19 protein-coding genes are annotated in these 26,639 nt (G+C 41.6%); 9 read left to right on the top strand and 10 right to left on the bottom strand.

Features of this window, described 5'->3' with window-relative positions; all coding sequences use genetic code 11:
- Nucleotides 1-21 precede the first annotated feature (21 nt).
- On the top strand, nt 22-1,128 hold the full coding sequence (locus L8106_RS00450) for an ABC transporter ATP-binding protein (protein WP_009782172.1): 1,107 nt from the start codon (nt 22-24) through the stop codon (nt 1,126-1,128).
- An 83-nt stretch (nt 1,129-1,211) separates the two neighbouring features.
- Here L8106_RS00450 and L8106_RS00455 read toward each other — a convergent pair whose 3' ends face one another.
- Nucleotides 1,212-3,032: an iron uptake porin gene (locus tag L8106_RS00455; RefSeq protein WP_009782173.1), complete on the bottom strand. Its 1,821-nt coding sequence runs from the start codon at nt 3,030-3,032 to the stop codon at nt 1,212-1,214.
- A 576-nt stretch (nt 3,033-3,608) separates the two neighbouring features.
- Between L8106_RS00455 and L8106_RS00460 the strand changes: the two genes are divergently transcribed.
- Complete coding sequence (locus L8106_RS00460) at nt 3,609-4,169, top strand: DUF3038 domain-containing protein (protein ID WP_009782174.1); 561 nt, start codon at nt 3,609-3,611, stop codon at nt 4,167-4,169.
- 63 nt (nt 4,170-4,232) lie between these two features.
- Nucleotides 4,233-5,795: a DUF4335 domain-containing protein gene (locus L8106_RS00465; RefSeq protein ID WP_009782175.1), complete on the top strand. Its 1,563-nt coding sequence runs from the start codon at nt 4,233-4,235 to the stop codon at nt 5,793-5,795.
- A gap of 26 nt (nt 5,796-5,821) precedes the next feature.
- Here the strand turns inward: L8106_RS00465 and L8106_RS00470 are convergent, their stop codons facing one another.
- Nucleotides 5,822-6,997, bottom strand: a complete 1,176-nt coding sequence (locus L8106_RS00470) for a M20 family metallopeptidase (protein WP_009782176.1) — start codon at nt 6,995-6,997, stop codon at nt 5,822-5,824.
- A 309-nt stretch (nt 6,998-7,306) separates the two neighbouring features.
- On the opposite strand from L8106_RS00470, the gene L8106_RS00475 reads away from it, so the two are divergent.
- Entirely contained in the window at nt 7,307-8,437 is a 1,131-nt protein-coding gene (locus tag L8106_RS00475; protein WP_009782177.1) for an alkene reductase, read from the top strand.
- Nucleotides 8,438-8,522: 85 nt separating this feature from the next.
- Here the strand turns inward: L8106_RS00475 and L8106_RS00480 are convergent, their stop codons facing one another.
- Together L8106_RS00480 and L8106_RS00485 are read right to left on the bottom strand one after the other, a co-directional pair.
- A complete protein-coding gene (locus tag L8106_RS00480) occupies nt 8,523-9,977 on the bottom strand; it encodes a glycoside hydrolase family 13 protein (protein WP_009782178.1) in 1,455 nt (484 codons plus the stop codon).
- Between the two features lie 57 nt (nt 9,978-10,034).
- Entirely contained in the window at nt 10,035-11,222 is a 1,188-nt protein-coding gene (locus L8106_RS00485) for a sigma-70 family RNA polymerase sigma factor (protein WP_009782179.1), read from the bottom strand.
- A gap of 250 nt (nt 11,223-11,472) precedes the next feature.
- Here L8106_RS00485 and L8106_RS31865 point away from each other — a divergent pair, with 250 nt between their 5' ends.
- The gene (locus L8106_RS31865) at nt 11,473-11,622 is read left to right on the top strand and encodes a hypothetical protein (protein WP_009782180.1); all 150 of its coding nucleotides are present in this window, start codon (nt 11,473-11,475) and stop codon (nt 11,620-11,622) included.
- A gap of 101 nt (nt 11,623-11,723) precedes the next feature.
- On the opposite strand, the gene L8106_RS00490 is transcribed toward L8106_RS31865, so the two are convergent.
- Both L8106_RS00490 and L8106_RS00495 read right to left on the bottom strand, forming a co-directional pair.
- The gene (locus tag L8106_RS00490) at nt 11,724-12,317 is read right to left on the bottom strand and encodes a hypothetical protein (RefSeq protein ID WP_009782181.1); all 594 of its coding nucleotides are present in this window, start codon (nt 12,315-12,317) and stop codon (nt 11,724-11,726) included.
- A gap of 290 nt (nt 12,318-12,607) precedes the next feature.
- Nucleotides 12,608-14,293, bottom strand: coding sequence for a CHAT domain-containing protein (locus tag L8106_RS00495; RefSeq protein WP_009782182.1), 1,686 nt, complete (start codon nt 14,291-14,293; stop codon nt 12,608-12,610).
- A 58-nt stretch (nt 14,294-14,351) separates the two neighbouring features.
- Between L8106_RS00495 and L8106_RS00500 the strand changes: the two genes are divergently transcribed.
- The 3 genes from L8106_RS00500 (at nt 14,352) to purC (ending at nt 17,861) form a co-directional block, all read left to right on the top strand.
- Complete coding sequence (locus L8106_RS00500) at nt 14,352-14,765, top strand: NUDIX domain-containing protein (RefSeq protein WP_009782183.1); 414 nt, start codon at nt 14,352-14,354, stop codon at nt 14,763-14,765.
- 184 nt (nt 14,766-14,949) lie between these two features.
- A complete protein-coding gene (gene glgX, locus L8106_RS00505; RefSeq protein ID WP_009782184.1) occupies nt 14,950-17,007 on the top strand; it encodes a glycogen debranching protein GlgX in 2,058 nt (685 codons plus the stop codon).
- Between the two features lie 119 nt (nt 17,008-17,126).
- A complete protein-coding gene (gene purC / locus L8106_RS00510; protein WP_009782185.1) occupies nt 17,127-17,861 on the top strand; it encodes a phosphoribosylaminoimidazolesuccinocarboxamide synthase in 735 nt (244 codons plus the stop codon).
- Nucleotides 17,862-18,186: 325 nt separating this feature from the next.
- On the opposite strand, the gene L8106_RS00515 is transcribed toward purC, so the two are convergent.
- The 4 genes from L8106_RS00515 to L8106_RS31870 form a co-directional block, all read right to left on the bottom strand.
- On the bottom strand, nt 18,187-19,416 hold the full coding sequence (locus L8106_RS00515; protein ID WP_039895167.1) for a DNA adenine methylase: 1,230 nt from the start codon (nt 19,414-19,416) through the stop codon (nt 18,187-18,189).
- Nucleotides 19,417-19,420: 4 nt separating this feature from the next.
- A complete protein-coding gene (locus L8106_RS00520) occupies nt 19,421-20,143 on the bottom strand; it encodes a hypothetical protein (protein ID WP_232228407.1) in 723 nt (240 codons plus the stop codon).
- 163 nt (nt 20,144-20,306) lie between these two features.
- Entirely contained in the window at nt 20,307-22,790 is a 2,484-nt protein-coding gene (locus tag L8106_RS00525; protein WP_009782188.1) for a BsuBI/PstI family type II restriction endonuclease, read from the bottom strand.
- Nucleotides 22,791-22,830: 40 nt separating this feature from the next.
- Nucleotides 22,831-22,983 (bottom strand): hypothetical protein, encoded by a 153-nt coding sequence (locus L8106_RS31870; protein ID WP_156803546.1) that lies wholly within the window; start codon nt 22,981-22,983, stop codon nt 22,831-22,833.
- 405 nt (nt 22,984-23,388) lie between these two features.
- On the opposite strand from L8106_RS31870, the gene L8106_RS31195 reads away from it, so the two are divergent.
- Complete coding sequence (locus L8106_RS31195) at nt 23,389-26,622, top strand: cell surface protein (RefSeq protein ID WP_009782189.1); 3,234 nt, start codon at nt 23,389-23,391, stop codon at nt 26,620-26,622.
- Nucleotides 26,623-26,639 lie beyond the last annotated feature (17 nt).

Below are 26,639 nucleotides of genomic sequence, written 5' to 3' on the forward strand. Positions count from 1 at the left end.
ATCTGATCAATTTACACATTAATGAATTCTATTAATCTCGCCGTTGAACTGGTAAATGTTTCTAAGCTTTATCCAGGAACACCAAGTCGAAAAACATTAGCTGTTGATTCTCTCAATCTTGAAATTAAAACCGGAGAATTCTTTTCACTTCTCGGCCCTTCGGGGTGTGGAAAAACAACCACTTTGCGGATGATAGCTGGATTTGAAATCCCTTCCTCGGGGGAAATTTATATTCACAAACAAGCAATGAATCATCATCCGCCTTTTCATCGTCCAGTGAATACCGTCTTTCAAAACTATGCCCTATTTCCCCATCTAACGGTTAGCAAAAATATTGCTTTCGGACTCGAAATGGAAAATGTACCTCGCCCAGAAATTCGTCAACGAGTTTCTGAAGTTTTAGAATTAGTACAGTTAATAGACTTACAAAATCGTTATCCCCGTCAACTTTCAGGCGGACAACAGCAACGAGTCGCCCTCGCCAGGGCGTTAGTGAAACAACCCAAAGTTTTACTCTTTGATGAACCTTTAGGGGCGTTAGATTTGAAGTTGCGAAAGGAAATGCAACTCGAACTTAAACAAATGCAAAAACGGCTAGGAATTACCTTTATTTATGTCACTCACGACCAAGAAGAAGCCCTCACCATGTCTGATCGAATTGGGGTAATGAACCAGGGTAAACTCTTACAAGTGGGAACCCCTGTAGAAATTTATGAGTATCCAAAAACTCGATTTGTAGCTAATTTTATTGGTGAAAGTAACATTCTTACAGGACGAGTAATCCAATCTCAAAAAGGTCAAATTAACTTATTAGTTGATGAACAATTATCAGTTTCTATGGTTTCTCAAACCGAAGTCTTTTCAGGACAACTTTTAACGATTGTTATTCGTCCTGAAAAATTGAGTCTTGTTTCCCCTGAAAACAAAAGCCATAATCATTGGCAGGGAATAATAGAAGAAGCCATTTATCTCGGAACAGATACCCGTTATCGAGTCAAATTAACCCCCAATATTTCAATAATTATTCGTCAACAAAACCTGCAACGCGATCATACTCAACAGTATACTATTGGTGAAACAGTTAATCTTTGTGTTTCTCCTGAAAATATCAGCTTTTTACCTGAATAAAAAAACGGCTTCTGTATTCAGAAACCGATAGTTTTAAGTTTAATTGTTTGGAAATACAATTTTGTTGAAATCAACTTCAAAATTTAGAAACGGAATTGAGTTCTAAACGTTGTTACAACAATCGTGTCATTGTCATCGGTATGTTCAGGGTCAGTAATAATGAAAACCGCCGGAATTAAAGCAATGTATTCGCTGAGTTGGAAACGATATAACGCCTCAATGTGAATCCCGGTTTTTTCTTCTTCTAAATTATCAAGGGTGTGATAAACCACTTTCGGCTGCATCCCCACGATAATACCGCCCAAGTCCCCTTCTTTGAGGAGATCCGGGAACGCTAATGTTACCGCAAAGTTGAGGATGGTTGCATCGAGGTCATCCCCTTCGCCAGTCGGCTTATCATCAGCCCACGCGACACCCAACCAACCGCCTAACTCAAAACTATCAGAGATTCTCCAATTCGCCTGGAAGCCCAAGTTATCGCTAGTTGTAGGGTTATCGCCAAAGGGACGGTTGGCGAGGAAACTTCCGGTTCCGCCACTAACACTGACATCACCCTCGCGGAAATAACGACGGTTATAATCGAGAGCGAGCGCTATATTATCCGTCGGTTCAAAGACAACTTGAATGGCTGCCGAGTGGCTACCATCAAACAAACCTCGACCTTCAGTGGGATCGGGAGCATCATCTTGACTGGCGAGATATCCAAGATTTATACGGATTCTATCATTAAGCTGATACTTGAGTGCCAAACCCGTTCCTTCCGGTCCCCGCAATGAAGTGGGGTTGTAACGACCGAAGCGAGAGGACGAACCGCCACCTGTACTCTGGAAGGGGCTAAGAGGATCTTGAACATCGTCTAAATCCAAACTCTTGGCACCGAAGTAAACTTGACCTTTACCGTTCATAATCGGGAAGCGATAATAAAGGTCATCAAGAGTAAAGTCTCCATCTCCGCCATCAGTACCCAAACGAGTCATCAAGGTGTTAGTCAGGCCTTCACGACTCAAGTTGGGAACATCTCGGGCTTGCAAACGAGTTCGTAGTCTATCTTTTCCGGTAAAGCTGGTATCGAAGTTTAAACGCGCCCGATAACCGAAATAGCTTTGTGTCGGGTCGTCACTATCCTCAACGTTTGGCCCTCCGACAGTCGTATATTCAGCGCGATCGCCAAACGTATCTCCAATAAAGAAGATCACTTCCCCGTTGAGTTTGGTGGTTGTGGAGAATTGATTGGCTTCGAGTTCAGCCGCCCGGGCTTCGAGAACCGTGACCCGACCTCTTAAAGCGGCAAGTTCAGCGGCGAATTCTTCCATTAACCGTTGCAGTTTCGCCAAATCTTCGCGCGTCACCAGATCCGCAGTAGACGCATTAATCAGTTCGTTAATGCGTTCTAAACAAGCGTTGATACCCGCCGCAAACTCATAACGAGTTAAAGCCCGGTTTCCTTTGAATGTACCATCCGGATATCCCGCAATACAGCCATATCGTTCGACTAAAGACTGTAACGCCTGAAAAGCCCAGTCTGTGGGTTGAACGTCTGACAGTTGGGAAACAGAGGTGACTTGCTGTTTTTTCTGAGAATTAGACCGCCGACCCTCCCGAAAATATTGGTTGAGTTGGTCAGAGGTTTCTGGACTCACAGAATTATCTGGGGTTTCCCCAGAGTCGAAGTCAGAAACTTGTACCGGAGATAAACCCGACTGTGGCCCAACTTGACCACTATGGGGGTTAACCGGAACTTGGGCCAACAGTTCAGACTGATGATTGCCTCTAGCCTTGACTTGAGTTTCTCCCGGCTGAATGCTTGAGGCTGAAACTTCAGCCACCGCAGTCGAAGACAAAATTAAACTCGCCCCTAAGAGAGCTGGACTGAGCAGCCAAGCTTTCAACGTTTGTTGTGACATACTCTCCTCACACAAATATCAGTTCAATCAGTAGGTCTACTGAAATACTTTTAAATTTCCACCGTCATTTTACTCGTCTTTTCTTCTAGAGGAAAGCGCAGTTCCCTAAAAATACCAAACTTCTTGTAAAATTGCCTCGGTGGACATGAATACAGCGATTCAGTGGACATCTTGATCTCTTTTGATGGGCCATTTTTCGGGGATGACCCATTACCCTTTTTAGTCAAAGTTGTAGATTGGGAAGCGGGAGTTGAAGTTTAAAGCTTATTCCCTTTGATTTGCGATCGCTGTTAATTGATTATTAACTTATGATTAACTTTTTGTTAACCGACTGTTCGTTAAGCCTGACAACCGGATACTCTATAGCACTACGCGAATACATTATTGTCATTTCTAAATCCTAAAACCACTACCCAGTCTACTGTTCCCTAAGATTGCAAAGTTGCTCATGGGGGAAACCCCCAAGACCGCACTTTGCGCTGTTCCCTGTTCCCTGTTCCCGATTCAAGTAGCGCTATAGTACAAAGATTCTTCTCGAAAATCCCTATAATAAGGATCAAATCAATTTAGGGGACTATGCAACCATTGGCTAGGGCTGATGATCACGCTTTCGATTGGCAAGAGTTCAACTTAGAACAGCAGCCAGAACTAACTCAGTTAGATGACATCACGATTCGATTAGAATTAGTCATGTTGGCGTTGGCCGCCTTGACTGGAGTGGGATCAGAAAGTCTAGTAGAAGTTGCCGATCAACTCAATTTAAACTCAATTATTGCGGATCGACTGACTCAACCCGAGAATTCACAACAACAGAAGCCCTTAAGCGTTGATGAAGCCCGAGCATTGGTTTTAATTATCAGTGATCTCGCCAAACAAAATCAAGCCCTCATCCGACGGGCGATCGCTCTTTTAGAACAATACACCCAATCAGAAGACGATATCCATCAAGTCGCTTTATTGCGGGATTATTTTGATTCGTTTAGCCAAATGTATCAAGAACAAATTGACCACACCGCTTCGCCTCCCTCTAAAACCCTCAATCCATTAGCCATTAAACTTTTAATCGAGCTATTATTTTACAGCAATTCTAATAGTCATCAACGCTTTTGGTTGGCATTGCTCAGTCCCAATCGATAAGCCCTAAATTAAACCCTAAATTAAACCTCAAATTAAACTACAAATTATTGACCTGATCTAGAAATGACAACTCGCAAATACACTCCCCCCACCTGTACATTAGAAGTCATCACGAAAAAGCCTTTACTGGGTCGCTCTAAAAAAGAAACTGCAACTGATCCGTTCCAGTTTAAATTAAGTTTTGATGATCCCCGCCTACCCGAAGAAGAATATGTCACCATCGAAGGCGATCGCCAACAGTTAGAAAGCCTCGCTCAAACCGTAACATCCTACGTGCAGAATTTCCTCAACAATTCCGCCTGGTTTGACACCCTCTACAAAGAAACAAACAATTCCTCCAAACCCCTTCTCCCCGATCCAGATGAGATTTATCTCAAGCCGGATGGACTACTCTATCATGATCTCTTTTTAGGAGCGCTCGCGACTCAAAATTCCGGGCCTTTTGTTCATCTTAGTGCATTACAATTATTTGATTTAGTCACTGCATTAGAAGACTGTACAAATAGAGTTGAAGAAGTCAGCGATAAATCCTTTTCTTTGCGGTTTAAACCTGTGATTTGGTTGCGAACATTACTGATGATTTTCATTAGTATTGGTACTTTAACGGGAATCATTGAGTTAATCAACTTTTATCGACAGCCCGCAGAAACCCTCAGCGCTTCAACCGAGGAAACTGAACCCACTCCCATTCCCCCCCCTAACCTAAACTCACCGCCAGCGCTTCCCGTTTGGCCCTCTCCAACTCCAACTCCGCCCGCTTCTCCTCCCCCCGTCGCCGCCAATTTACCCGGAGTCGATGCCGCCCCCCTGCCAGTACCGCCCCCGTTATTTCCTGCACCGGTCAGTCCGCCTCCCCCTCAAACAATCCCCAATGTTTCTCAGCAAGAGGGAATGATGATCATCCTACCGGAACCCCAACCCCAACCCCAACCGACAAGCCCGCCCAACCCCTCTACCAATCCTTCTACCAATCCCTCTGTTTCGCCCTCAGCGACCCCTCCTTCTGTCGCATCAGTCCCCCCACCCATCGGCCCACAAACACCTCCACCCATCCCTTTTAACCCCATTCCTCAAGTTCCGCCTGTGATCCAACTTCCCCCCCTCCAAGATTCGCCACCCCCCGAAATTGTGACGGTTTTTCCAGAGGAAGAATATCAAGACAATTCCACCATGAATTCTGAAGGGATTGATCCTGAATTCAGCGAAAATCAAACTTCAGAAGATCCTGCTTTAACCCAGTTAAATAAACGTCCCCAAACCATTGCAGCAACTCGTCAAGAAGACACCACATTATTTGATCAAATTCCACAAGTCAATGAAGTCAGAACCTATTTTCAAGAAAATTGGTATCCACCCAAAAATTTACAGAAAGCACTTCAATACACATTACAACTCAATGCTGATGGTACAATTGCGAGTATTATGCCTGTCGGTCAACCCGCAGTTAATCGCTTAGTTCAGCTTGAATTACCCAATGTTGGTGAACCGTTTGTTTCCGCGACAGTAGATGGAAGACGACCTAAAATTCGGGTGATTTTAGAACCGAGTGGGCGGGTGAAAGTGTTCCTTGAATCTTTTAATAATTCTCCGCCTACACCTCCAGAAAATTTATCTAATCAAGTGTGAAAATAGTCTTTGCTATTTCCTATTCTCTATTTTTGCCAATATTTATAAGCTGAATAAGCCAAGGTGACAACACCTGTAATAATGGCAGATTCATCAATTTCAAACTTCGGATGATGCAGAGGATAATTCGGTGCTTTTGGGTGTCCGACTCCGAGGCGAAACATCATTCCCGGCGCATGATTGAGATAAACTGAAAAATCTTCCGCACCCAAAGACGGTTCTGATAAAGTAATAATGTTATCCTTGCCCAAAGCTTCCGCGACTGATTCTGCTACTAACTGAGTAACTTTTGCGTCATTCTGTACAGACGGCACACCCCGGCGATAATTCATCTCATAACGCGCCCCGTACATCTGACAAATATTAGCAACAATATTCTCGATCCAAGCGGGTAAACTGTCGTGAGTCTCAGGATGAAGCGATCGCACCGTTCCCAACAGTTTAACCTGATCAGCAATCACATTCGGCGCTCGTCCACCTGTAATTTGACCAATCGTTAACACCACAGGTCTTAAAGGGTTATGAGTGCGACTAATCGCTTGTTGGAGGGTGGTAATCACTTGAGCCGCAATCCAGATAGCATCCTTTGCTTCGTGAGGACGCGCACCATGACCCGATTCTCCCATAATCGTTAATTCTAAATCATCGGCGGCGGCTGTCAATGCCCCTTGACGAATCCCCACACATCCAGCGGGAATACTCGGAAAGACGTGGACTCCCAAGATAGCCGCCACATCACGCATAACGTTATCTGCAACCATCCAACTCGCACCTTGGGCAATTTCTTCGGCCGGTTGAAATAGAAACCGCACATGACCCGCTAAAGGCTCCTCTAGCTGCGATAAGACCATCGCCGTTCCCAACCCAACCGTTGTATGCACATCATGGCCGCAAGCGTGCATAATGCCGGGCTGACGGGAGGCGTAGTCTAACTCTGTGAGTTCTTTAATGGGTAACGCATCCATATCAGTACGAATAGCTAACCATTGCGGTGTATTGCTTTTTCCCTTCAACTCACCCACAACTCCGACTTTCCCAACGGCTTCGGTGACATGAAGCCCACAGGAGGATAATACACCCGCGACATAGGCAGCAGTTTGATATTCTTGACCACTGAGTTCAGGATGGGAGTGAATATGGCGACGAATTTCGATTAAACGAGGGGCGAGATCAGTGGCTAATGCTTTAATTTGATTCAGCATGGATAATTGCGTATTGTATAATCTGGCGTTAGATCTAGTTTAAGAGGATCACCCCAGAACCTAAAGCCAGAGATGAACAAAATTTTGCTTATGGTTATCTTTTTTTTAGGGGCAGAAAGAATCACTCCATCATTTATAATGAGCAGGTGACAGATTTGTGATTATAGATTTGAATTGATCGGTTTCAGGAGAGGGGTTAGTTATTCCTAATTTCTAACTATTCGTCCTCAGTCCTAATTTTGCGATCGCTAAAAACACGATTAACTGTTTATTGTTCACGGCCTACTGTAAATATAGGTTAAAATTTTCATGTCAACTCAAACCTCCTCACCGTTACTTCTTAGCTCTTTTGACTTCAAAGATTTAACCTTAAAAAACCGAGTCGTGATGGCTCCGTTGACTCGTTCAAGAGCGGGAACCGAACGTTTGCCGAATGCTTTAATGGCTAAATATTATCACCAAAGGGCATCAGCAGGTTTGATTATTACAGAAGCAACTGTGGTTTCCAAACAGGCGATTGGATGGCAACAAACACCGGGAATTTATTCTGATGAACAGACAGCAGCTTGGAAACAAATTGTTGACGCGGTTCATTCTCAAGGAACACCGATTTTTCTGCAACTTTGGCATTGTGGTCGGGCTTCTCACAGTAGCTTTCACGAAAATAGTCAACTTCCGGTTGCCCCTTCTGCGATTAAAATTGAGGGAGACGAGATTCATACCCCCATTGGTAAGCAACCCCACGAAATACCTCGGGCGTTAGAAACAGAGGAAATTCCTGGAATTGTAGAAGATTATCGTCGCGCCGCCGAACGGGCTAAAATAGCAGGCTTTGATGGGGTGGAAATTCATTCTGCCAATGGTTATTTAATTGATGAATTTCTTCAGTCAAAAACAAATCATCGCAGCGACAAATATGGGGGTAGCATTGAAAATCGCTATCGTTTCCTACAAGAAATTGTAGAATCTATCCTCACAGTTTGGTCGTCTAATAGAGTCGGTGTTCGACTGTCTCCCAACGGCAATTTTAACGATATGGGTTCGCCAGACTTTCGGGAGACTTTTCTTTATGTGGCAAAACAGCTTAATACTTATGAATTGGCTTATTTACATCTACTAGATGGTCTAGCATTTGGCTTCCATGAGTTGGGTGAACCGATGACATTGGCTGAATTTAGAGAGGTGTTTGATAATGCTTTAATGGGAAATTGTGGTTATACTCAAGAAAGTGCAGAAACTGCGATTCAAGAAGGTTATGCTGATTTAATTGCCTTTGGACGACCCTATATTAGTAATCCTGATTTAGTTGAACGTTTTACCCATGACTGGCCTTTAAATCCCCCTGCGGAGATGAAAGTTTGGTATTCTTTTGATGCGGAAGGGTATACAGATTTTCCAACTTATCAAGAATCTCAAGACTTAACAACAGCAAATAGTTAACAGCTTAACCTGAGTTGTCGGGGCGGGTTCCGAGTTGATGGAAGTCTACTCATCAATAACCGACATAAACCCACCCTTCTTACTATTAACTATTGACAGCTAGAATACAACCGCTACGTTCAGGAATATTTAACGTTAACTTGTCTCCTTCCCAAGAGAGTTCAGCCTCACCATACAATAAGTTTTCAGGACGAGATTTCAGGCTATCTGCTTGCACAGTAATATTTGCTGATTCTATTCCACTATTAACCGCAACAATCACTTCTTGATCTTCTGAAATCCGAGCAAAAACATAAACCAAACCTTCAGCAAATAAGATTTGATAACCCCCGGTTCTTAAAGCCGGATACTGATGACGAATTGCGATTAACTGTTTATGGTAATTTAGAGTCGGTTCATCCCAGTCTTTTTGAAACGGAAATCCTCGCCGACTATCAGGATCAAGTTCTCCCGGTAAACCCACTTCATCCCCATAATAAATACTCGGCGCACCCGGAAAAGTTAATAATAACAACGTTGACAACTCTACACTCGCTTTATCCCCATCAACAATTGAAAGGACACGAGCAGTATCATGGCTATCGAGTAAGTTCAATTGAGTGAGTTGAATTTCCCAAGGATAGAGGTTTAATAACTCATAAATTTGGGTAGCATATTCACGCGCAGAAAGCGCCGGATAAGGGAAATAAGAAGGCTCTTCTACCAACTCCATTCTGACTCGATCTCCGCCAGTAAATGCAAGCGTTGGTGCTGTAAATAAATAATTCATTACCCCGTCAAATTGCGTCCCATCCAACCAAGGACGAGAATCAGTCCAAACTTCTCCAACAATATAAGCTTCCGGATTAACTATTTTGACTCGTTCTCGAAATTCTTGCCAAAAACCCGGAGTTTTGATTTCAAAAGGAACATCTAAGCGCCAACCATCAATTCCAAACTTGAGCCAATATTCTGCAATTCGCATGATATATTCTCGCACTTCTGGATTATCATGGTTAAATTCCGGTAAGGCACGATTTCCCGCCCAACTGACATAATTTGCAGGTTGGTTGCCATCATAGGCTGATAACGGCCAATCCTGGATTTTGAACCAATTTAACCAGGGAGAATTAGAGCCATTTTCGAGGATATCGTTAAAAAAGAAAAAGCCCCGACTGGCGTGGTTAAAAACTCCATCCAAGACAATTTTAATATTGCGTTGGTGAGCCGCATCGAGGAGTTCTTTCAGCGCTTGATTTCCCCCTAAAATAGGGTCAACTTGGTAATAGTCGTGAGTGTGGTAGCGGTGATTGCAAGCAGACTGAAAAATAGGTGTAAAGTAGATGGCATTGATGCCGAGATCTTGGATATAATCTAATTTTTCGATCACTCCCCACAAGTCGCCCCCTTTGTAGCCTTGAGGGGTTGGAGGTGCATCCCATTCTTCCCAGTTGGGCTTGATGAGAAATTGATAGTGAGATTTTTCACTTTTGGCAAAGCGATCGGGGAAAATTTGGTAGAATACAGCGTGTTTTACCCAGTCTGGAGTTTGAATATCCATCGAATACCCCTGAAAGTTGTCAGTGTCATGTCCGTTTTTATAGTATCGAGTTAGGGGTTATTTCCACGAATAACTGTACAACCATTCTTCTAACAGGGTACTAATTTGGGCGATCGCTTCTGAGGTTAACTCCCCGTCTAAAGCGTTTTGTGTCCACTGGGCGAGGGCTTTAAGTAGAGTTTCTCTAGCTTTGGTCAGACGGCGAGAAACCGTATATTGCTTCATATCGAGTTGTTGGGCGATATCTTGCTGAGTTAGCCCTTGTTCGTAGTACAGTCGCAAAATCTCTAAAACATCGGGCTTGAGGCGTTCGAGGGCTGTCGTTAAAGTGTGCTTGAGTTGAACTTGTTGAGTTTGGCGATCTTGGTTTTCTTCTTCGGCGATCAATTCTGCTAACATCGGTTCATTCGGATCGGCTAAATCTTCAACGATTTCTCGTGTATCACTGTCTGATTTAGCAATATTAAGCGATCCTACCGTCGGATAAAGGTAAAGTCGCGCCCATTTTGCACATTGAGTTAGGGAACGTTCTAGCGTAGCGGGAGAAGCGGGTGTCGTTTTGGGGGAAAGTTGGGTTTCGCGTTCAATGTTGTAGAATTTAGCGATCGCTTCCCAGGTGTCGGGATCTGGTTTATTGAGTTGGCGAGTTCCAGTGGCTTGAGTCGGAACATAGAGCGTTTTAAAGCCAGTCCAAGCCAGGATATACTGTTCGAGTTGTTCTTCGTCATTAATTCCGGCGTTTTGTAGAGATTCTCGGAGTCGCTTTTGACTCAGTTTTCGCAATAACGCCCAGTCGCTACAAATATCAGTTTCTCGGCGTTGACGGAGAAGATCGCGAATGATGGACTTGAAAGCAACGCTAGCATAATCTTTGAGCGTTGAACCCCGATCCGGATTGAACCCTTTGAGAATGCGTTCAGCTTGAGTCAGAGCAATTTGAAACAAATCTGCAATACTCAGATGTAGGCCTGCAAAACCCGCATTCACCGTTTTGTGAGCGCTCCAGTAGCAGGCTTCTTGTAGGTAAGCCAGTAGATGTCCTTGAGCCTCAGAGGATGAAGTTTGCCACTTTTTATGCCAAAAATGCACCCAAAACTTTTCTGAGACGGGTGGTTTCGGTTGAGTTTTTAGACACCGATCCATACTCCGACGCAGTTTGGAATCGCTCATCCAACGGTCAAAATAATCCTCTGTGAATGTCACAAAGGTGGAAAAAGTCTCAATCAAGCCTTGACGAGGACGCATGAATCAATCCATTGGGGGTGAAAAAGGTACAACTGGATTTTTTATCAAGCCAGGAGCCAGATGCACGTGCTGATTAACAGTCTCAATGATCGCGAAGTCCGGGTTAACCTCTGACTTGATCACCATTGTTTCTGCTCTTTACTTATCCTAGCGGTCAACCTCAAAAAAATCTGATTATTAATCTGTATCAGGCTGAACCGGGTTAACTCATGTCTCTAGCTTCAACTCTTGGAGTCAGGTGTCAGGAATTATGGAAACAGATATTTCGACGGAAGAACGGATCAATCTATCGGGTCAAGGGCCAAATCAATCCATTGTTCTATATTTCTATGTGTTTCCCGACGGGAAGTTTTTCTCGAAGGCGTTTCAACATCCCCGAAACTTGAGCGACGGTGAATAAACAAGCGGTGAGTTCGTATCAACAATTATTGAGGAATTTCGGAATGCTTGCTCGGCTTCAAAGATTCTTCTGTTCGCAAATAGAATATTAGAGGGAAGTGCTTAGGACTCTTGAGGATGTTGTTCTAATTCTGACAACGCATAACGGGCGATCGCTAAACCCATTCTCGCTTGTTCGATTTCGGAAAGTTCTTTCCAGGGTTTTGTCGGGGTGCTATTGAGGGTAGAATCTCCGGGTTCGGTTTCTGCTCCCCGCATCGCATAAGCAAAAGGACGGGCTAAAACTTGTAGGTCTTCTTCTTGCCAATGGGGTAATATTTCTTGAGTACACTGTACCAGTTGTTCGGCCAGAGTCGAACGAGCGTCTTGAAGCTGTTGGTTGAGGTGAATTGCTCGTTTGGCGAGTCGTTGTAGGAGATCTTGAGGAACACAGTCAGCAAATTTCAGGGCGAGAGATTTTTGGAGAGTATTGACAGACCATAAATCTTCAACTTGAGTCAGTAGGCTTTGAAGTCGGTGATGTACATCTTCGTCGGTTAAACAATCACAGAGGGCCAGTTGTTCGTCGAGTTCTCTGAGTTCGGTTTCTGAGTCTAGCGCTGAGGTGTTCCAAATATAGGGCTGTTCTTGGTTTAACAGTACATCTAATAAATCTAACTCAGCTTGAATTTTGGGGGAGGCCGATGAGTTGTTCATGAGTCCGTGTCCTTGATGTTTAAGTAAAAGTCTCTAGGTTTTAAGGAATAGATGGGGTTGAAACCGTCTGAATCTCGACTGATTCACTGTCTCAAATTCCCCCGCGTTAGTCAATAGAATATTGAGAGTGTAGCCAGGAAATTGAGCAGATTTTCTCGGTTGATGAAATCGGATTCCATCTATTGATTTAGCGAGTCTCAGATAGGAATAAGTAGCTTTTACGCTCTGACTTCCCTAGCTACAATAGCATTTTCATCCATTCCGTAACTTGACTTGAGTTAGAGTCAAAGTTAAGAGGGATCGATCATAAATTCTAGGGCTTGACCTTGGGAACTGCCAAATTTTAACTGGGTTCCAGATTGTAAGGCAACTTCTTGATGATGAACCCGTTGCCATCCTGTTTCTGCGGAAACGAGAGTGCCGTATCGGGAAAAGTCTCGCAGAAAAAAAGTAGGTTGGGGGTTATCATCGCTACCATTGCGACAAAAGATTTCCGCGTGTTTACTCGATACCCATTGTTCAGAAATGACGATATCATTATCTTCTCCCCGTCCAACTCGCACGCTTCCGGCCTCGATCGGCCATAGTTGAGGGGATAATCCCGAAGAAGGGTCTAAACCACTTGGTAGACGCAGCCACGCCCTCGGCGCAATATATCCCAACCAAGTTTGAGAATTAGCCGGGAGTTCTGTTCTGATTTCCTCCACAGGCTGCATTAATTCCCCGCTAAATTCCGGGTGCATATACAACACCGGAAGTGTCCAAGCGGGTTGATTAAATTTATAAAGGGTTAATAGATGTTGTCTGGCGATCGCTACGGCTTGATCGATGGGTTTCCGGGCGACGAGAGCTTGAGCAAAGGCTTGAATAAAACTCAGGGCTTCTTGATCGGTGATCGAGTCTCGCATTCCTAAGACAGCCGGCACCCCATGATGAATTAGCACTTTCGCTAAACTACTACTGGGAATAGCTTGGAAGACGGCACTTTCGGGGTTGGGGGTGAGATCAATTGCCGGATGAGCGCCCCAACAGGCGTTAAACACCGCCATCACCACTCCACACCGCACGAGGACTTGGGCGAGTTCAGTCCCGTTGAGGGTGACATCCGGTTGCAAAAATAACAGCCCACCATCGGCAGCAGGAATACAATGACCCCCATAAAATAAAACGTTATATTCTCCGGTTTCCAGTTGAGTGATCAGTTCGGAGACACTGGGTTGAATCAGGGTTGTGACGCGACAGGGAGCATTGATCTCCGGGTCAACGTTGACCGACGAACTACTGTTAGTGAAGACTTGGCTTAAGTGTTGGGCTTCTTGTTCAAGTTGGAGTTGTTGAATTTGTCGGGATGTTTGTTGCGGTTGTGAACTCGAGTTGCTCTTGTTTTCAGCCTCCGGTTGTCCTAACACCAGTAAAATATTTAACAACTGAGCGCTTGGAAATTGTGGTAAAGGATTAACATCACTGGTTGTTCGGCTAAACAAGAGTTGTTGACTCAAGGAAATAGCCGGTTGACCCGCTTGGGGCTGCATGATTTCCCAAGGTAAAGGGATGAGATCGGGTTCTCGCACGTCCAACCGGACTCGCAAGGGTTGATCTTGACCAATGGCAATCCCTTGACTGCGATGCAAACTGCTTTGTATTGTGCCTTGGAATAGCCACTGCCACAGATTAATGCCTAAATGCTGCATCAGACGACTGCTATAACTAAGCTGTCGGCTTGAGTCTGTCAGTGATACCGAGGGAATCATTGCTTGAGGGGAAGAAAGAGGCTTGATCTGCGCTAAACTTTGGGGGGAAAACATTTCCAACCAACTTTGCCAGGCTTGGTCAAGGCTCTCAGGCCAGAAACAGTCGTGGTGAACGTAGCCACTGGGATAGGGCGACTGCACGACCCAGGTGGCAAAATGGTTGGCTTCACTTGTGCTTAAGCGAGAAATTGCCAGACTAAGGCAGGGACTGTCAGAACGCGACATTCAGTTTAAACCAATGTTCAGTTGAGAGGAAAGAGTGAATTTCTTTAGTTAGTTTAACATGAAAAAGCCGATTGGTTGTGTAATCATTCTACTCAACGATCATCATCAAGTTCTACTGGTTTTGCGAGATCAAAAGTGTTCAATTCCCGAACCCAATGCCTGGAATTTGTTAGGAGGATTTATGGAGGAGGATGAATCTCCCCGAGAGGCAATTGTTCGAGAAATGTTAGAAGAAATTGAAGTTGATGTGGGAGAAGTCTCTTTCTTTAGAAAATATGAGTGGGATGATTGTGATGAGTACATCTTTTGGAAAAACCTGAATTTAGATCTCAATCAAGTTAAACTGAATGAGGGACAACGTTTAGCTTACTTTAGCCGCTCTCAAATCCAACAAACTCAACTAGCATTCGAGTGTAATAAAATTATAGAAGATTTTTTTAACGAAAGGTTAACCTCATCTCATTCAATCTAAAATTGGGTTGAGTTGCAGAAGAATCCTTCGTGAAACATCAGGGCAAATTGTAACCATTATCAGGAGTTCCGTGGGTCTATATAAAATTGCGTATTACTAATTTGTATTGCTAATTCTAGCATCGCATTATTGACAGGCCAAAGTTAACAACTCTCGATCTATTATTAATCAAGGAGTCTACTACATGAGTATGAATGTTCTAGCGGGTATGAGTTATCCTTTGGGTGCAACAGTTTACCCCAATGGAGTTAATTTTTGTATTTTTTCTAAGACCTGTGAATCTTTAGAATTACTTTTATTTGATACTCCAGATGCGGCTCAACCCTCAAAGGTCATTCCGCTCGATCCTGATGTTAATAGAACATTTTATTATTGGCACATTTTTATTCCGGGGATGAAAGCGGGACAAATTTATGGATATCGAGCCGATGGCTTACATCTTCCTGAAGCTGGGTATCGTTTTGACCCCGATAAAATATTACTTGACCCCTACACAAAAGCGGTTGTTAATGATGAAAATTATAGTCGAGGCGCGGCATCAAAACCCGGAAATAATTGTGCTGAAGCCTTTAAAAGCGTCGTCGTTGATCCAAAAACTTACGACTGGGAAGGAGATTTACCTCTGAGAATTCCCTACTCAGAAACGATTATTTATGAACTTCATGTTGGGGGGTTTACTCGCCATCCGAGTTCGGGTCTTCCTCCCAATAAACGAGGAACTTATGCCGGTTTAGTAGAAAAAATTCCCTATCTTAAAGATTTAGGAATTACTGCGGTTGAACTGATGCCAATTCATCAATTTGATGAACAGGATGCTGTTCTTCCCTTAAAAAACTATTGGGGGTATAGTACCGTTGCTTTTTTTGCTCCCCATCGGGCTTATAGTTCCCGTCGTGATCCACTCGGGCCAGTCGAAGAATTCAAAGATATGGTCAAAGCATTTCATAAAGCCGGATTAGAAGTGATTCTTGATGTTGTATTTAACCATACTGCTGAAGGAAATCATAACGGCCCGACTCTATCTTTTCGAGGGTTAGATAATGCCTTATATTATATTTTAGAGGAAAACGACGAGCAGTATTATAGTAACTATAGTGGTTGCGGAAATACCGTTAAAGCTAACTATGAAATCGCAGGTCAGTTAATTGTAGACTCCTTACGGTATTGGGTTTCAGAAATGCACGTCGATGGCTTTCGATTTGATTTAGCCTCGATTTTCTCTCGGGATAAAAATGGTTATCCGATAGATGATGCACCGATTTTATGGATTATTAAATCTGACCCCGTTTTAGCCGGAACGAAACTGATTGCAGAAGCTTGGGATGCAGGAGGATTATACGAAGTCGGCTCTTTTGCGGGCGATCGCTTTACCGAATGGAATGGAAAATATCGGGATGATATTCGCAGTTTTGTCAAAAGTGATCCGGGCAAAGTTCAACAGCTTGCTGCTCGAATTATGGGAAGTCCAGATATTTATCCAAAAACAGATCGTGAACCCCATTGTAGTATTAATTTTATTACCTGCCATGATGGATTTACGATTAATGATTTAGTGTCTTACAATGACAAACATAATGATGCTAACGGAGAAAAAAATCGGGATGGATGTAACTATAATGTGAGTTGGAATTGTGGAGAAGAAGGATTAACAGATAATCCAGCAATAGAAGCTTTACGCCTCCAGCAAATCAAGAATTGTATGACAATTCTATTTGTTTCTCAAGGCACACCGATGATCTTAATGGGTGATGAAGTTCGACGCACACAGTTTGGAAATAATAACGCCTATTGTCAAGATAATGAACTGAGTTGGTTTGATTGGAGTGATATTGGCAAACAAGCCGATATACTACGTTTTATGAAAGGAATTATTCGTTTTACCCAAGAACGACATATGTTCCGGATCAACACTATTTTGCAAGCAGAAGGTCAACATTTACCCTATATTACTTGGCATGGACTCCATTTAGATCAACCCAACTGGGAAGATGATTCTCGTTATTTAGCCTTTAGTTTACGTCATCCCGATACCGGAGAATATCTTCATATCATGTTGAGTTCTCATTGGGAACCCTTAGTTTTTGAGTTACCTCCCTTGTTATCTGGACAATATTGGCACAGAATTGTTGATACAGGACTAACAGCCCCCCATGATCTTTATGATGTGAAAGTAGCTCCGCCTGTTAAAGCGCTTCGTTATCGAGTTAATCCTCGATCATCGGTTGTTTTAATGGCAAAATAAGGTAGGATTTGTCTGTTATTCTTTAATGGACAAACTCCCACTACAATAGACGATCCAAAAGAACGTCTCTCTGTTTATAATTGCAAGTGTAAACACGTCTCTAGAATTCATTCATTTCTATGTCTGCTCCTCAAAAACTCTACGAAGGGAAAGCGAAGATTGTCTATACCACCGATGATCCCGAAATATTACTCGCCCATTTTAAAGATGACGCGACGGCTTTTAATGCTCAAAAAAGAGGGACAATTCAAGGTAAAGGTGAAATCAATAATACGATCTCAACTCACCTCTTTCAACGCTTAGAAGCTGAAGGGGTTCCCACTCATTTTATTGATACTCCGACTGCTAATGAAATGAGAGTAAAACGAGTTAAAATTGTTCCGATAGAAGTGATTATTCGCAATATTGCAGCCGGAAGTTTATGCAAACAAACTGGAATTGAAGTCGGCACAATCTTAGAACCAACTTTAGTCGAGTATTGCTACAAAAATGATCAATTAGGTGATCCTTTATTAACAATTGATCGCTTATTATTATTAAAGTTAGCCACACCCGAACAACTCGACGAAATTAAAACATTATCGCTGAAAATTAATCAAGTTTTGTCCGAGTTTTTTGAGCAATGTAGGATTACGTTAGTAGACTTTAAACTCGAATTTGGTTACACTTCAGATGGTAAATTGGTACTCGCCGATGAAATTAGCCCCGATACCTGTCGTTTGTGGAATAAAGGCGAAACTGACCCCAATTTAAGGGTCATGGATAAAGATAGATTTCGCCACGATTTAGGAAATGTAGAGTCGGCTTATCAACAAGTTCTAGAACGAGTATTAGCCCAAACAAAAACCAGTTAAAAATTATAATTTGACTGGCTCGGTTAGAAAACAAGGTAATTCTTCTTTGTAAACGCTACGCGATCGCACTCTAGAATAACTAAATTTCTTAAAAGTTTTGACAGAGGCGATCGCAAGATTCATCAAGAACTAAATACTAAGCTAAACTGTATTTTTCACCAATCTAGTTTATCATGGGAGTTGCTTCTGGGTTTAAGTTTAAATTTAGATTAATTTTTAGCCTGCCAACATATCAAGTAAATTTGTTACATTTTGGTATTTATCAACTGAATGAACTTACAGATAATATTATACAATTAATTTGTCTTTAACTCATAACAAAATATTAAGCTTCTTCCCAAGTTGCCGAGACACAATACTCGTATAATTCCTTTTTACAATTTCGTTTTCTAATAATTTCAAAGCTAATTTTTTTATAGCCTAGCATTTTCATGGACTCGGCAAGTAGACTAGCCGTATCAACTCTATTACCAAAGAAGGTTGAATTGCCGACGATGTAATCAATTTTAGCGCCATCTTTTAAAAGATGTCGAAGCGATCTTAAATGTAGGTGCATATCATAAAAGTATTTTAACACATAAATTGATAATATATGGGCATTTTTTCCCTCAGATTTACTAATGTTTTCTACCGCATTATAAACCGCTTCTGGTAGTAAATTAACTTCATCTATCTGCCAAGATTTTAGTCTACTGGTTGCAATTCCCCAAGTTCCACCAATTGCCATCCAATCGATTTCACCCGCTTCTTTTGCTTCATTCAGAAATTTAGTCCAGTACATATAGGGACGGAGTTCACGAATATAACTAATTCGATTAGGATAAGGTGGTGAAGTAATTACCCGATCTACTTTGACTTCATTTAGATTAATGATACAACGAGCATCTGCTTTAATTATCTTGGTGCTACCTCGAATCGGTTTTGAAGTCGATTTCAAGATAAAATCAAGGATGTCAATAAAAAGTTGTTCAATTTTATCAACCTCAAAATGGGTTACTTTATTATTAAATGACATGGAAACGTGATTAAATGCTGCCGAGGAAGTTTCAATAATTAGCCGACAAAATGCAATCCAAACAATTCCAAAATCTGCACTTTCTTTAGGTTCGCCAAATTGTTTAATCAAACTATATCTTAGTGCTGAAAGTATTGTTAATGTCTGGCTAGACCACCAGCGTTCAATATTAAAAATATTCGGTATCCAGTGTTCTTCTCCTAGAGAGGATTGAAATTCTACAAGAGCATTATTAACAGCATGACGAATCTTTATGATTTGCTCTTGGGAATAATTTTTACATTTAATATTTCCCAACCAAACTAGAAAGGGATTGATGTCAAAACTATAAGCTTGATATGCGTTTTCAGCCGCCACCAGTGCAGTTGTCGCTGTTCCGGAAAAAGGATCAAGAATAATTAAGTTTTCCTCCGCACCGATTAATAGTTTTTCAACCAGTTTCACGCTATAAGCGGGAGTCAGGCGCAGCCATCCATGTCGCCCATAACTACGGTTATATTTGAAAGTATAATCTGCTCGTTGGCTGGGAGTAGGTGACATCAATTTACTTTGCACTCAATAATATTTCTAGTGTAGTCAACATTTCTTTCTTTATTAATTCAGAGTTTCTCTGAAAGAAGTCTACCAAATCATAATCTAAAACCTCTTTACAAAAAACGAAAAGAGAGGTCGTACTACTACCGGAGACATTCCCCATAATTACTCCGCCCCGGCTATTTCGATAACGCAATACTAAATCTGCATCAATTTGAGAAGAGAATATTGCAAAAACAGGTAAATACCCATTAGCCCAAGCAACAGCAACATTATCTATATCCGCATTTTGTCTCTTGCTATCTTTGCTTTTGTATCCCTGGCGAACCTCAAAGACTGCTCCATTTGCTGGAACAGGAACATTTAGAAAACGACTATAATCGACTATCCATTGAGTAACTTTTGCTTTAATATCTGAATTTTGAATGACTGCAAGTTCTAATCGACCATCTAATGTTAACACTTTATCTTTATTTGCTTTGGTTTTGGTTGTATAAGACCAGGTAGAATATTTTACATCTTCATAACCTGTAGAGTCTATTAATATTTGCCTAAATAAGTTTTCACATCCTCTACCAATCTGACGATAAATTGAAGTCATACCACCCGCAGCTTTGTGAGCCGCATACATTAAATCGGAGTCAAGACCAATCCATGAGTAAAAGGGATCGGCTCCATAAAGTGATAGAAACTGGGTTAGATTTAATCCTTGCTGTTTATTCCCTTGACCCAATTTGGGTTGATATCGTTTACAGATATTCAGAGGATTAAGAAATTTATTGAGATATAGCTTGTCGTCCGCCACAGTTGCTCATTTATTATTTTAGCTTACTTATTATAATAGATTTTGAAACACAGAAAAATTTAAAATTTGTAAATGTTGATTCTGTAGAACTTTAAGAACAGGTTTCTAGATCTTCATAGGGGCCAAGAAATCTCTCACCATTGAAATGAATCATGTGATCGGGTTGATCGGCTATCCAGACTTCTGTTTCCCAAGAAATCTCCGCCAGATAACGAGTCATTTCTTTACGACTCGGAAAGGCTGTTACAAATACTAATCCTTTATTACTTGACTGAAATAACTGTTTTAATTCGTTGCGTCGTTTTAAATTAACTGGACCTTGACTGGTGACAGCCTCAATCAACACCAACCAATCTTGACGGGTATAATGAACCACAAGATCAGGCATTTTACCCCGACGATTTAGCTCAATTCCTAATTCTTGGAGTTTTTGAAGTTCATTGATAATAAACTTGTCACTAGCATCACCAACATAAAGAATAATACCTCCTGGAGTAAATCGAGGACAGAAACTTTCCAAAATATCTTTAATCAAGTTGTTTTGTCCACCGGATGAAAGCTGAATAGAACGACCATCCGGTAAAGTCACAGGAATCTGAGGTAAATTCCGGCTTTTATCTTGTAATAAATTAGCCACTGAAACGGTATAGTTTTGACGAGCTTCTTCCCACTGTTGAGAGCTATAAGCTTGCAAAAGTAGCAGAGCTTGTTGCTGCAATTGATAACACCATTTTGGGCTATTAATCGGTCGATCTGGTTGATCGGGATTTTCAACAACTAACCCCATTTGAATAAACTGGTGAATCGTTTGTCGTCTAACTGTCTCACGGGTATTCGGAGCATATTGTTTACCGTAATATTCCTGAAACCAATTCATCATTTCAGTTATTCGACGTCTTGGAGCAGTTGCTTGATTCCAAGGAGTTTGAGGTTTAATATCTGCGAGCGCAAGTAAACATAATGCTGAACGTTCATTTTGCTGTTCTTTTGGTGCTGCAATTTCTTTAAGAATCGCTAAAGCTTCTTCAATTCTTTTACTGGCTTGAATTGCGTTGACAGCTTCATTCATAATGGGTAAGTTTTCGTGAATAAGTGTGTCAAGTTTATCCTGATTGAAAATTAAATCACCAACTTTACACCCAAGTTTGATCAGATCATCTTTACAAGGATATCTAATTCTGCGTAAATCTGTAGCATTGACTTGTGTATGTCCACTAAATTGACGAAAGTAGCGATCAAATAAGCTAGAATTTAGGAATGCTGCTAAACCTCGTGCTAGATTTGCATTCATCCCTTTCCCTTTGGCATGATAATAGTTTAGATGATTCTCAATTCCAAAAACGGGTGCATTTATAGGAGTACATACCGCAGCAACAACACGACGCTTCTCTTCCTTGCTAGAAAAACGTTTTGTTAAAACATACCAACCCGATTGAGTTAACCACTTTGAAGTTTCATTATTGTGTAAAATTGCAATTGATTTTCGGGGTTTAACGGGTGGAAAAGAGACTTTTCCTAATTTGATAGATTCGGGATAAATTAATGGAACATTTTGCTGATTTAAGGAACTTCTCAATTCGGATTTTAGCCGAAAGTCTACAACTGGGCCTGTTGAGATTTCTAACCCTAAATCTTCTAATGTGCAAGGTAACTTCTCCATTTGGATTTTCAAGGAATCCTCTAGAGAGTTCGTTACAATATGGATAAAATTATCGGAATTATTTGTATCGACAACTTGATTATAAGGTACAGATCTAATTTCTAAATACTCATCAAATTCATTGACAGTCTGACCACTAATTTGAATAATATCAACACTATTTTTTTTGTTAATACCATGAAATATAATATTTTCTTGTAAAACACTATCGTCAGCAAAAGCCTGTTTACGACTTTCAAAAATATGAATTTTGTTTAACTTTATTTTTTCTAAAAGTGCTTTGCGGAAGGGACGAAAATAAGTACCATTGCAGAAGCTTCGAGGTGTAATTGCTGTGATCTCTCCATTTTCCAAAAGCTGTAACATAGCAAGCCAGATAAAAGCACTGTATAAATTGACAGTTTCAATCCCTAATTTTGTAAGTAACTTTTTTTCAACAGATTGATTATTAATTTTTTTATAAGGTGGATTTGCAATAATATGAGTAAATTGGCGATGAGATTCAGCAAACAGAGGTAAGTTAATTTCGAGATTGGCTTCTAAAAAACTTTTATTATACAAATAGTAATCCGCTTTTATTCCATTTTGATTTAATGCAATACAGCAGTTTTCAAGAGATTCCTTTAAAGGATATAAAAATTGATCTTCGACTTCATAGGCTGTAATCAAGCAACTTTCTATCTTGTGTTTATTAGATAATAGTCTCTCTACAAAAGCAGCAGTTAATGTTCCTATTCCTGCACCTGGATCTAAAAGTTTAATATGACCAGATAGATTATTAAATTGCTGTGCAATAAAATGAGCAATGGGAGCAGGAGTAAAAAATTGACCAAATTTGCTACGCTGATTTGAGTTGATCTGTGAAGACAAGCGAATTCTAGCAAGATCTGTGGCTTCTGTCAGAAATATTGTCATCTTGACTGGGCGGAAATTTTTATTACTTTAAAGCTCTATTTTATAGATAAGATTTACGGTTAGGAAGATGAAAACCTGTAGAGGAGTCGAACAGTACGCCGAGTTGAGTTTGACGCTTCCAAAACCAAAACAGTCCCAAAATGCCAGAGTTCTGGTTTACTGTATCACTTCCGGTTAGCGATCGCGAACTCAACAAAGCGAACTCAACAAACTGTTCGTGAGTAACAGCCAGACTGAGGATAGATGGGATATGAATAGCAATAGGAGGAGATGAGTCAACTCATGTCCTGGCAGCGTCCTCAAACCGTCAGGAGTCGGATAGATTTCACCTCGATCACCCAAAAAGCCTGAAAACAGCGAGAGTTTTGGCTAATTTCCGGGTAACACTCATTCGCTGAACCGACTGTTCTATCAAGGGTTAGAGCGAATTGTTTGTGAATTCCCAATTTTAGGGTACCCACATAATGGTAAAATTTCACAGTTTGTCAGATGTCGGGCGTCAACAGAGTGGAGATTCGTCAATATCCCTGCTCTTGGCCAATGACTGATGACTGATGAGTGATTTTTCGGTGTGTGGATGTCCAAAAGTGTGAACAACATGGGCTTATCTCCTCTTTTCGTTGCAGTTTTTGGGCTGACTGCAACTATGGGACTATCTAATTCTGCAAGTGGTCAAACGTCTCCAGCTTGTTTTGTCAATTCTCAAGACCCACTAAATACATCATATGATTTACATTTAGATTGGCTGTTACCGCAGTCTACAACTCAGGCTAACTTTTCTCCAGTTTTAGATTTAGGTGAAACTGAAGGGGAAATAACTTTTTGTGAGAATAGGTTTTTTAGTTCTATCAATCCTACGCTACAAACTTCTCTAGAGATTGCTTTAAACAAAGCCGAGGTGACTCAACCTAAATCTCTCTTTGTTAGCCAAGAGGTTTCTGAAAATATTGTCTTTAATAAAATTAAGCAAAGTTCTCTGTTTCTTTTTCCGGTTTCTTTTAATGAGTCTAATCTATTAGAGATAAAACAGTTTTCTTTAGATCAAAAAGATTTTAATTGGGTTCCATCGGATTCTGCTTTTATACCTTTAGGAAGTTCTTCAGAGTTGGCTTTTTATAAGTCGAAGTCTGAGGAAGTTTCTGACGAAATCGCGCTGAATAAGTTAGAAGAAGTTAAACCAGAGATAATTGAACCGTCTCAAGAATTGGCTTTATCTAAGTCAAAATCCGAGGAAATTCCTGATGAAATCGCGCTGAATAAGTTAGAAGAAGTTAAACCAGAGATAATTGAACCGTCTCAAGAATTGGCTTTATCTAAGTCAAAATCTGAGGAAGTTTCTGATGAAATCGCGCTGAATAAGTTAGAAGAAGTTAAACCGGAAGTAATTGAACCGTCTCAAGAATTGGCTTTATCTAAGTCAAAATCCGAGGAAGTTTCTGATGAAATCGCGCTGAATAAGTTAGAAGAAGTTAAACCAGAGATAATTGAACCGTCTCAAGAATTGGCTTTATCTAAGTCAAAATCCGAGGAAGTTTCTGATGAAATCGCGCTGAATAAGTTAGAAGAAGTTAAACCGGAAGTAATTGAACCGTCTCAAGAATTGGCTTTATCTAAGTCAAAATCCGAGGAAGTTTCTGATGAAATCGCGCTAAATAAGTTAGAAGAAGTTAAACCGGAGTGGGCTGAATCTACGGAACAATTCGGGTTAAATAAATCAAAATCAGAGCTAGAAATCAACCGAGAAATTACTTTATACAAAATCGAAGAAGATCAAGCTGAACCGATCTTATTCTCATCAGAAATTGGAGATAGTACAAATGTAAATCAAAGTCAATCTATTCAACTTGGAGAACCATTACAACAACAACCCTTTGAACTCGCTCAAGCTTCCCCAGAAGGAGAAGTCGAACCCGAAATTGAACCCGAAAACAACAACATACCCTCACCCCCTCCCCCTGTTCCCCAACCTCAAATTCCTGTTCCACCCCCACCCAGTCCGACACCAAGACCCTCTCAAAACGCCCAACCCGAACCTCAAGTATTAGTCGCAGAAGTTGTGATTGAGGGAACCGATAATGAAGCTTTAATTGAAAGAGTTTATAATGCGATTTCAACCTTACCCGGAAGAACCACAACTCGTTCACAACTCCAACAAGATATTAACGCGATTTTTGCGTTAGGCTTGTTCAGAAACGTTCGGGCGCTTCCACAAGATACACCATTAGGTGTACGAATTACCTTTGAAGTCGAACCCAACCCACCATTAGAAGCAGTTATAATCGAAGGCGATAGTGTACTCCCACCAGAAGTAGTAGAAGAAAGCTTCTCAGGTCAGTTTAACGAAGTAATTAACCTCAATCAGATTGAAGAAGCAATTCAAGAAATTAATAGCTGGTATCAAGAGAATGGTTATGTATTAGCTCAGGTGATCGAAGCACCCGAAGTCAGCCCAGATGGAACCTTAACACTGGTTGTTGCTGAAGGAGAAATTGAAAAGATTCGGGTTCAGTTCTTAAGCAGTGAAGGAGAACTAACAGACGAAGAAGGAAACCCCATCGAAGGTAAAACTCAAGACTACATTATTACTCGTGAAATTGAGTTAGAACCGGGAGATGTTTTCAACCAAAGAACCGCTCAACAAGACTTATCTCGTATCTTTGGTTTAGGGATTTTTGAAGATGTGCGACTTCAGCTTGAACCCGGAGATGAAGATCCCCGAAAAGCAGTGATGGTAGTTAATATCGTTGAACGGAGTACAGGTTCTCTGGTTCTTGGGGGTGGGGTGAGTTCGGCGACAGGCTTGTTTGGTACAGTAAGTTATCAAGAACTCAATATTAACGGTCGAAATCAACGCTTGGGATCAGAAGTTCAGCTTGGTGAACGGATTCTCTTACTCGATATTAGCTTCACTGATCCTTGGATTGATGGAGATCCTTACCGCACCTCCTACACCGCTAATGTTTTCCGACGTCAAGCCATTTCGGTAATTTTTGAACAAGACGACGATGATGAGAATGTTCGACTTCCCAACGGCGATCGCCCTCGGGTGGTTCGTACAGGAGGCGGAATTACATTTACTCGTCCCTTTGCTGAAGATGTCTTTAGCACTCCTAACTGGGTCGCTTCGTTGGGCGTTCAATATCAGCACGTTGAAATTAGAGATGCAGATGGAGACATAACGCCTCGGGATGATGCAGGAAAACTCCTCAGTGAAAGCGATGACGGTGAGGATGATCTGTTTACTGTACAATTTGGAATTGCCAAAGATCGCCGGAATAATCAGCAATTTCCAACTTCAGGGTATGCGTTTCGACTCGGTACCGAACAAGCGATTCCCATTGGTTCAGGGAGCATTTCTTATAATCGCTTGCGGGCGACTTATAGTTACTATCTTCCTGTGAAGTTTATAGAATTGGTTCCCGATAGCCCTCAGGCTATAGCATTCAACTTCCAAGCTGGAACCATGATCGGAGATTTTCCGCCCTATGAAGCCTTTGCTTTGGGGGGTTCTAATACCGTTCGAGGTTGGCGTGAAGGTCATTTAGGTGCCGCTCGCAGCTTTGTTTTAGCCTCTATTGAGTATCGTTTCCCTGTATTTGCAATCAGTAACTTCCTGGTTGGAGGAGCCGTATTTATTGATGGGGCGAGCGCTTTAGGAACTCAAAGTACCGTTCCTGGAAACCCTGGCGGAATTCGAGGTAAACCCGGTAGTGGTTTGGGTGTAGGTGCAGGTTTGAGAGTTCAATCTCCTTTAGGGCCAATTCGGATTGACTACGGGGTAAACGATGAAGGCGAAGGACGAATTCACTTCGGGGTTGGTGAACGGTTCTAATGTTTAATCCGGGATGA

This window comes from Lyngbya sp. PCC 8106, from assembly GCF_000169095.1.
In the GTDB taxonomy this organism is placed as follows: domain Bacteria; phylum Cyanobacteriota; class Cyanobacteriia; order Cyanobacteriales; family Microcoleaceae; genus Capilliphycus.

Coding starts and splice junctions, on each gene's coding strand:
- L8106_RS00450 (WP_009782172.1), top strand. CDS start 22: ATGAATTCTATTAATCTCGCCGTTGAACTGGTAAATGTTTCTAAGCTT.
- L8106_RS00455 (WP_009782173.1), bottom strand. CDS start 3,032: ATGTCACAACAAACGTTGAAAGCTTGGCTGCTCAGTCCAGCTCTCTTA.
- L8106_RS00460 (WP_009782174.1), top strand. CDS start 3,609: ATGCAACCATTGGCTAGGGCTGATGATCACGCTTTCGATTGGCAAGAG.
- L8106_RS00465 (WP_009782175.1), top strand. CDS start 4,233: ATGACAACTCGCAAATACACTCCCCCCACCTGTACATTAGAAGTCATC.
- L8106_RS00470 (WP_009782176.1), bottom strand. CDS start 6,997: ATGCTGAATCAAATTAAAGCATTAGCCACTGATCTCGCCCCTCGTTTA.
- L8106_RS00475 (WP_009782177.1), top strand. CDS start 7,307: ATGTCAACTCAAACCTCCTCACCGTTACTTCTTAGCTCTTTTGACTTC.
- L8106_RS00480 (WP_009782178.1), bottom strand. CDS start 9,977: ATGGATATTCAAACTCCAGACTGGGTAAAACACGCTGTATTCTACCAA.
- L8106_RS00485 (WP_009782179.1), bottom strand. CDS start 11,222: ATGCGTCCTCGTCAAGGCTTGATTGAGACTTTTTCCACCTTTGTGACA.
- L8106_RS31865 (WP_009782180.1), top strand. CDS start 11,473: ATGGAAACAGATATTTCGACGGAAGAACGGATCAATCTATCGGGTCAA.
- L8106_RS00490 (WP_009782181.1), bottom strand. CDS start 12,317: ATGAACAACTCATCGGCCTCCCCCAAAATTCAAGCTGAGTTAGATTTA.
- L8106_RS00495 (WP_009782182.1), bottom strand. CDS start 14,293: ATGTCGCGTTCTGACAGTCCCTGCCTTAGTCTGGCAATTTCTCGCTTA.
- L8106_RS00500 (WP_009782183.1), top strand. CDS start 14,352: ATGAAAAAGCCGATTGGTTGTGTAATCATTCTACTCAACGATCATCAT.
- glgX (WP_009782184.1), top strand. CDS start 14,950: ATGAGTATGAATGTTCTAGCGGGTATGAGTTATCCTTTGGGTGCAACA.
- purC (WP_009782185.1), top strand. CDS start 17,127: ATGTCTGCTCCTCAAAAACTCTACGAAGGGAAAGCGAAGATTGTCTAT.
- L8106_RS00515 (WP_039895167.1), bottom strand. CDS start 19,416: ATGTCACCTACTCCCAGCCAACGAGCAGATTATACTTTCAAATATAAC.
- L8106_RS00525 (WP_009782188.1), bottom strand. CDS start 22,790: ATGACAATATTTCTGACAGAAGCCACAGATCTTGCTAGAATTCGCTTG.
- L8106_RS31195 (WP_009782189.1), top strand. CDS start 23,389: ATGGGCTTATCTCCTCTTTTCGTTGCAGTTTTTGGGCTGACTGCAACT.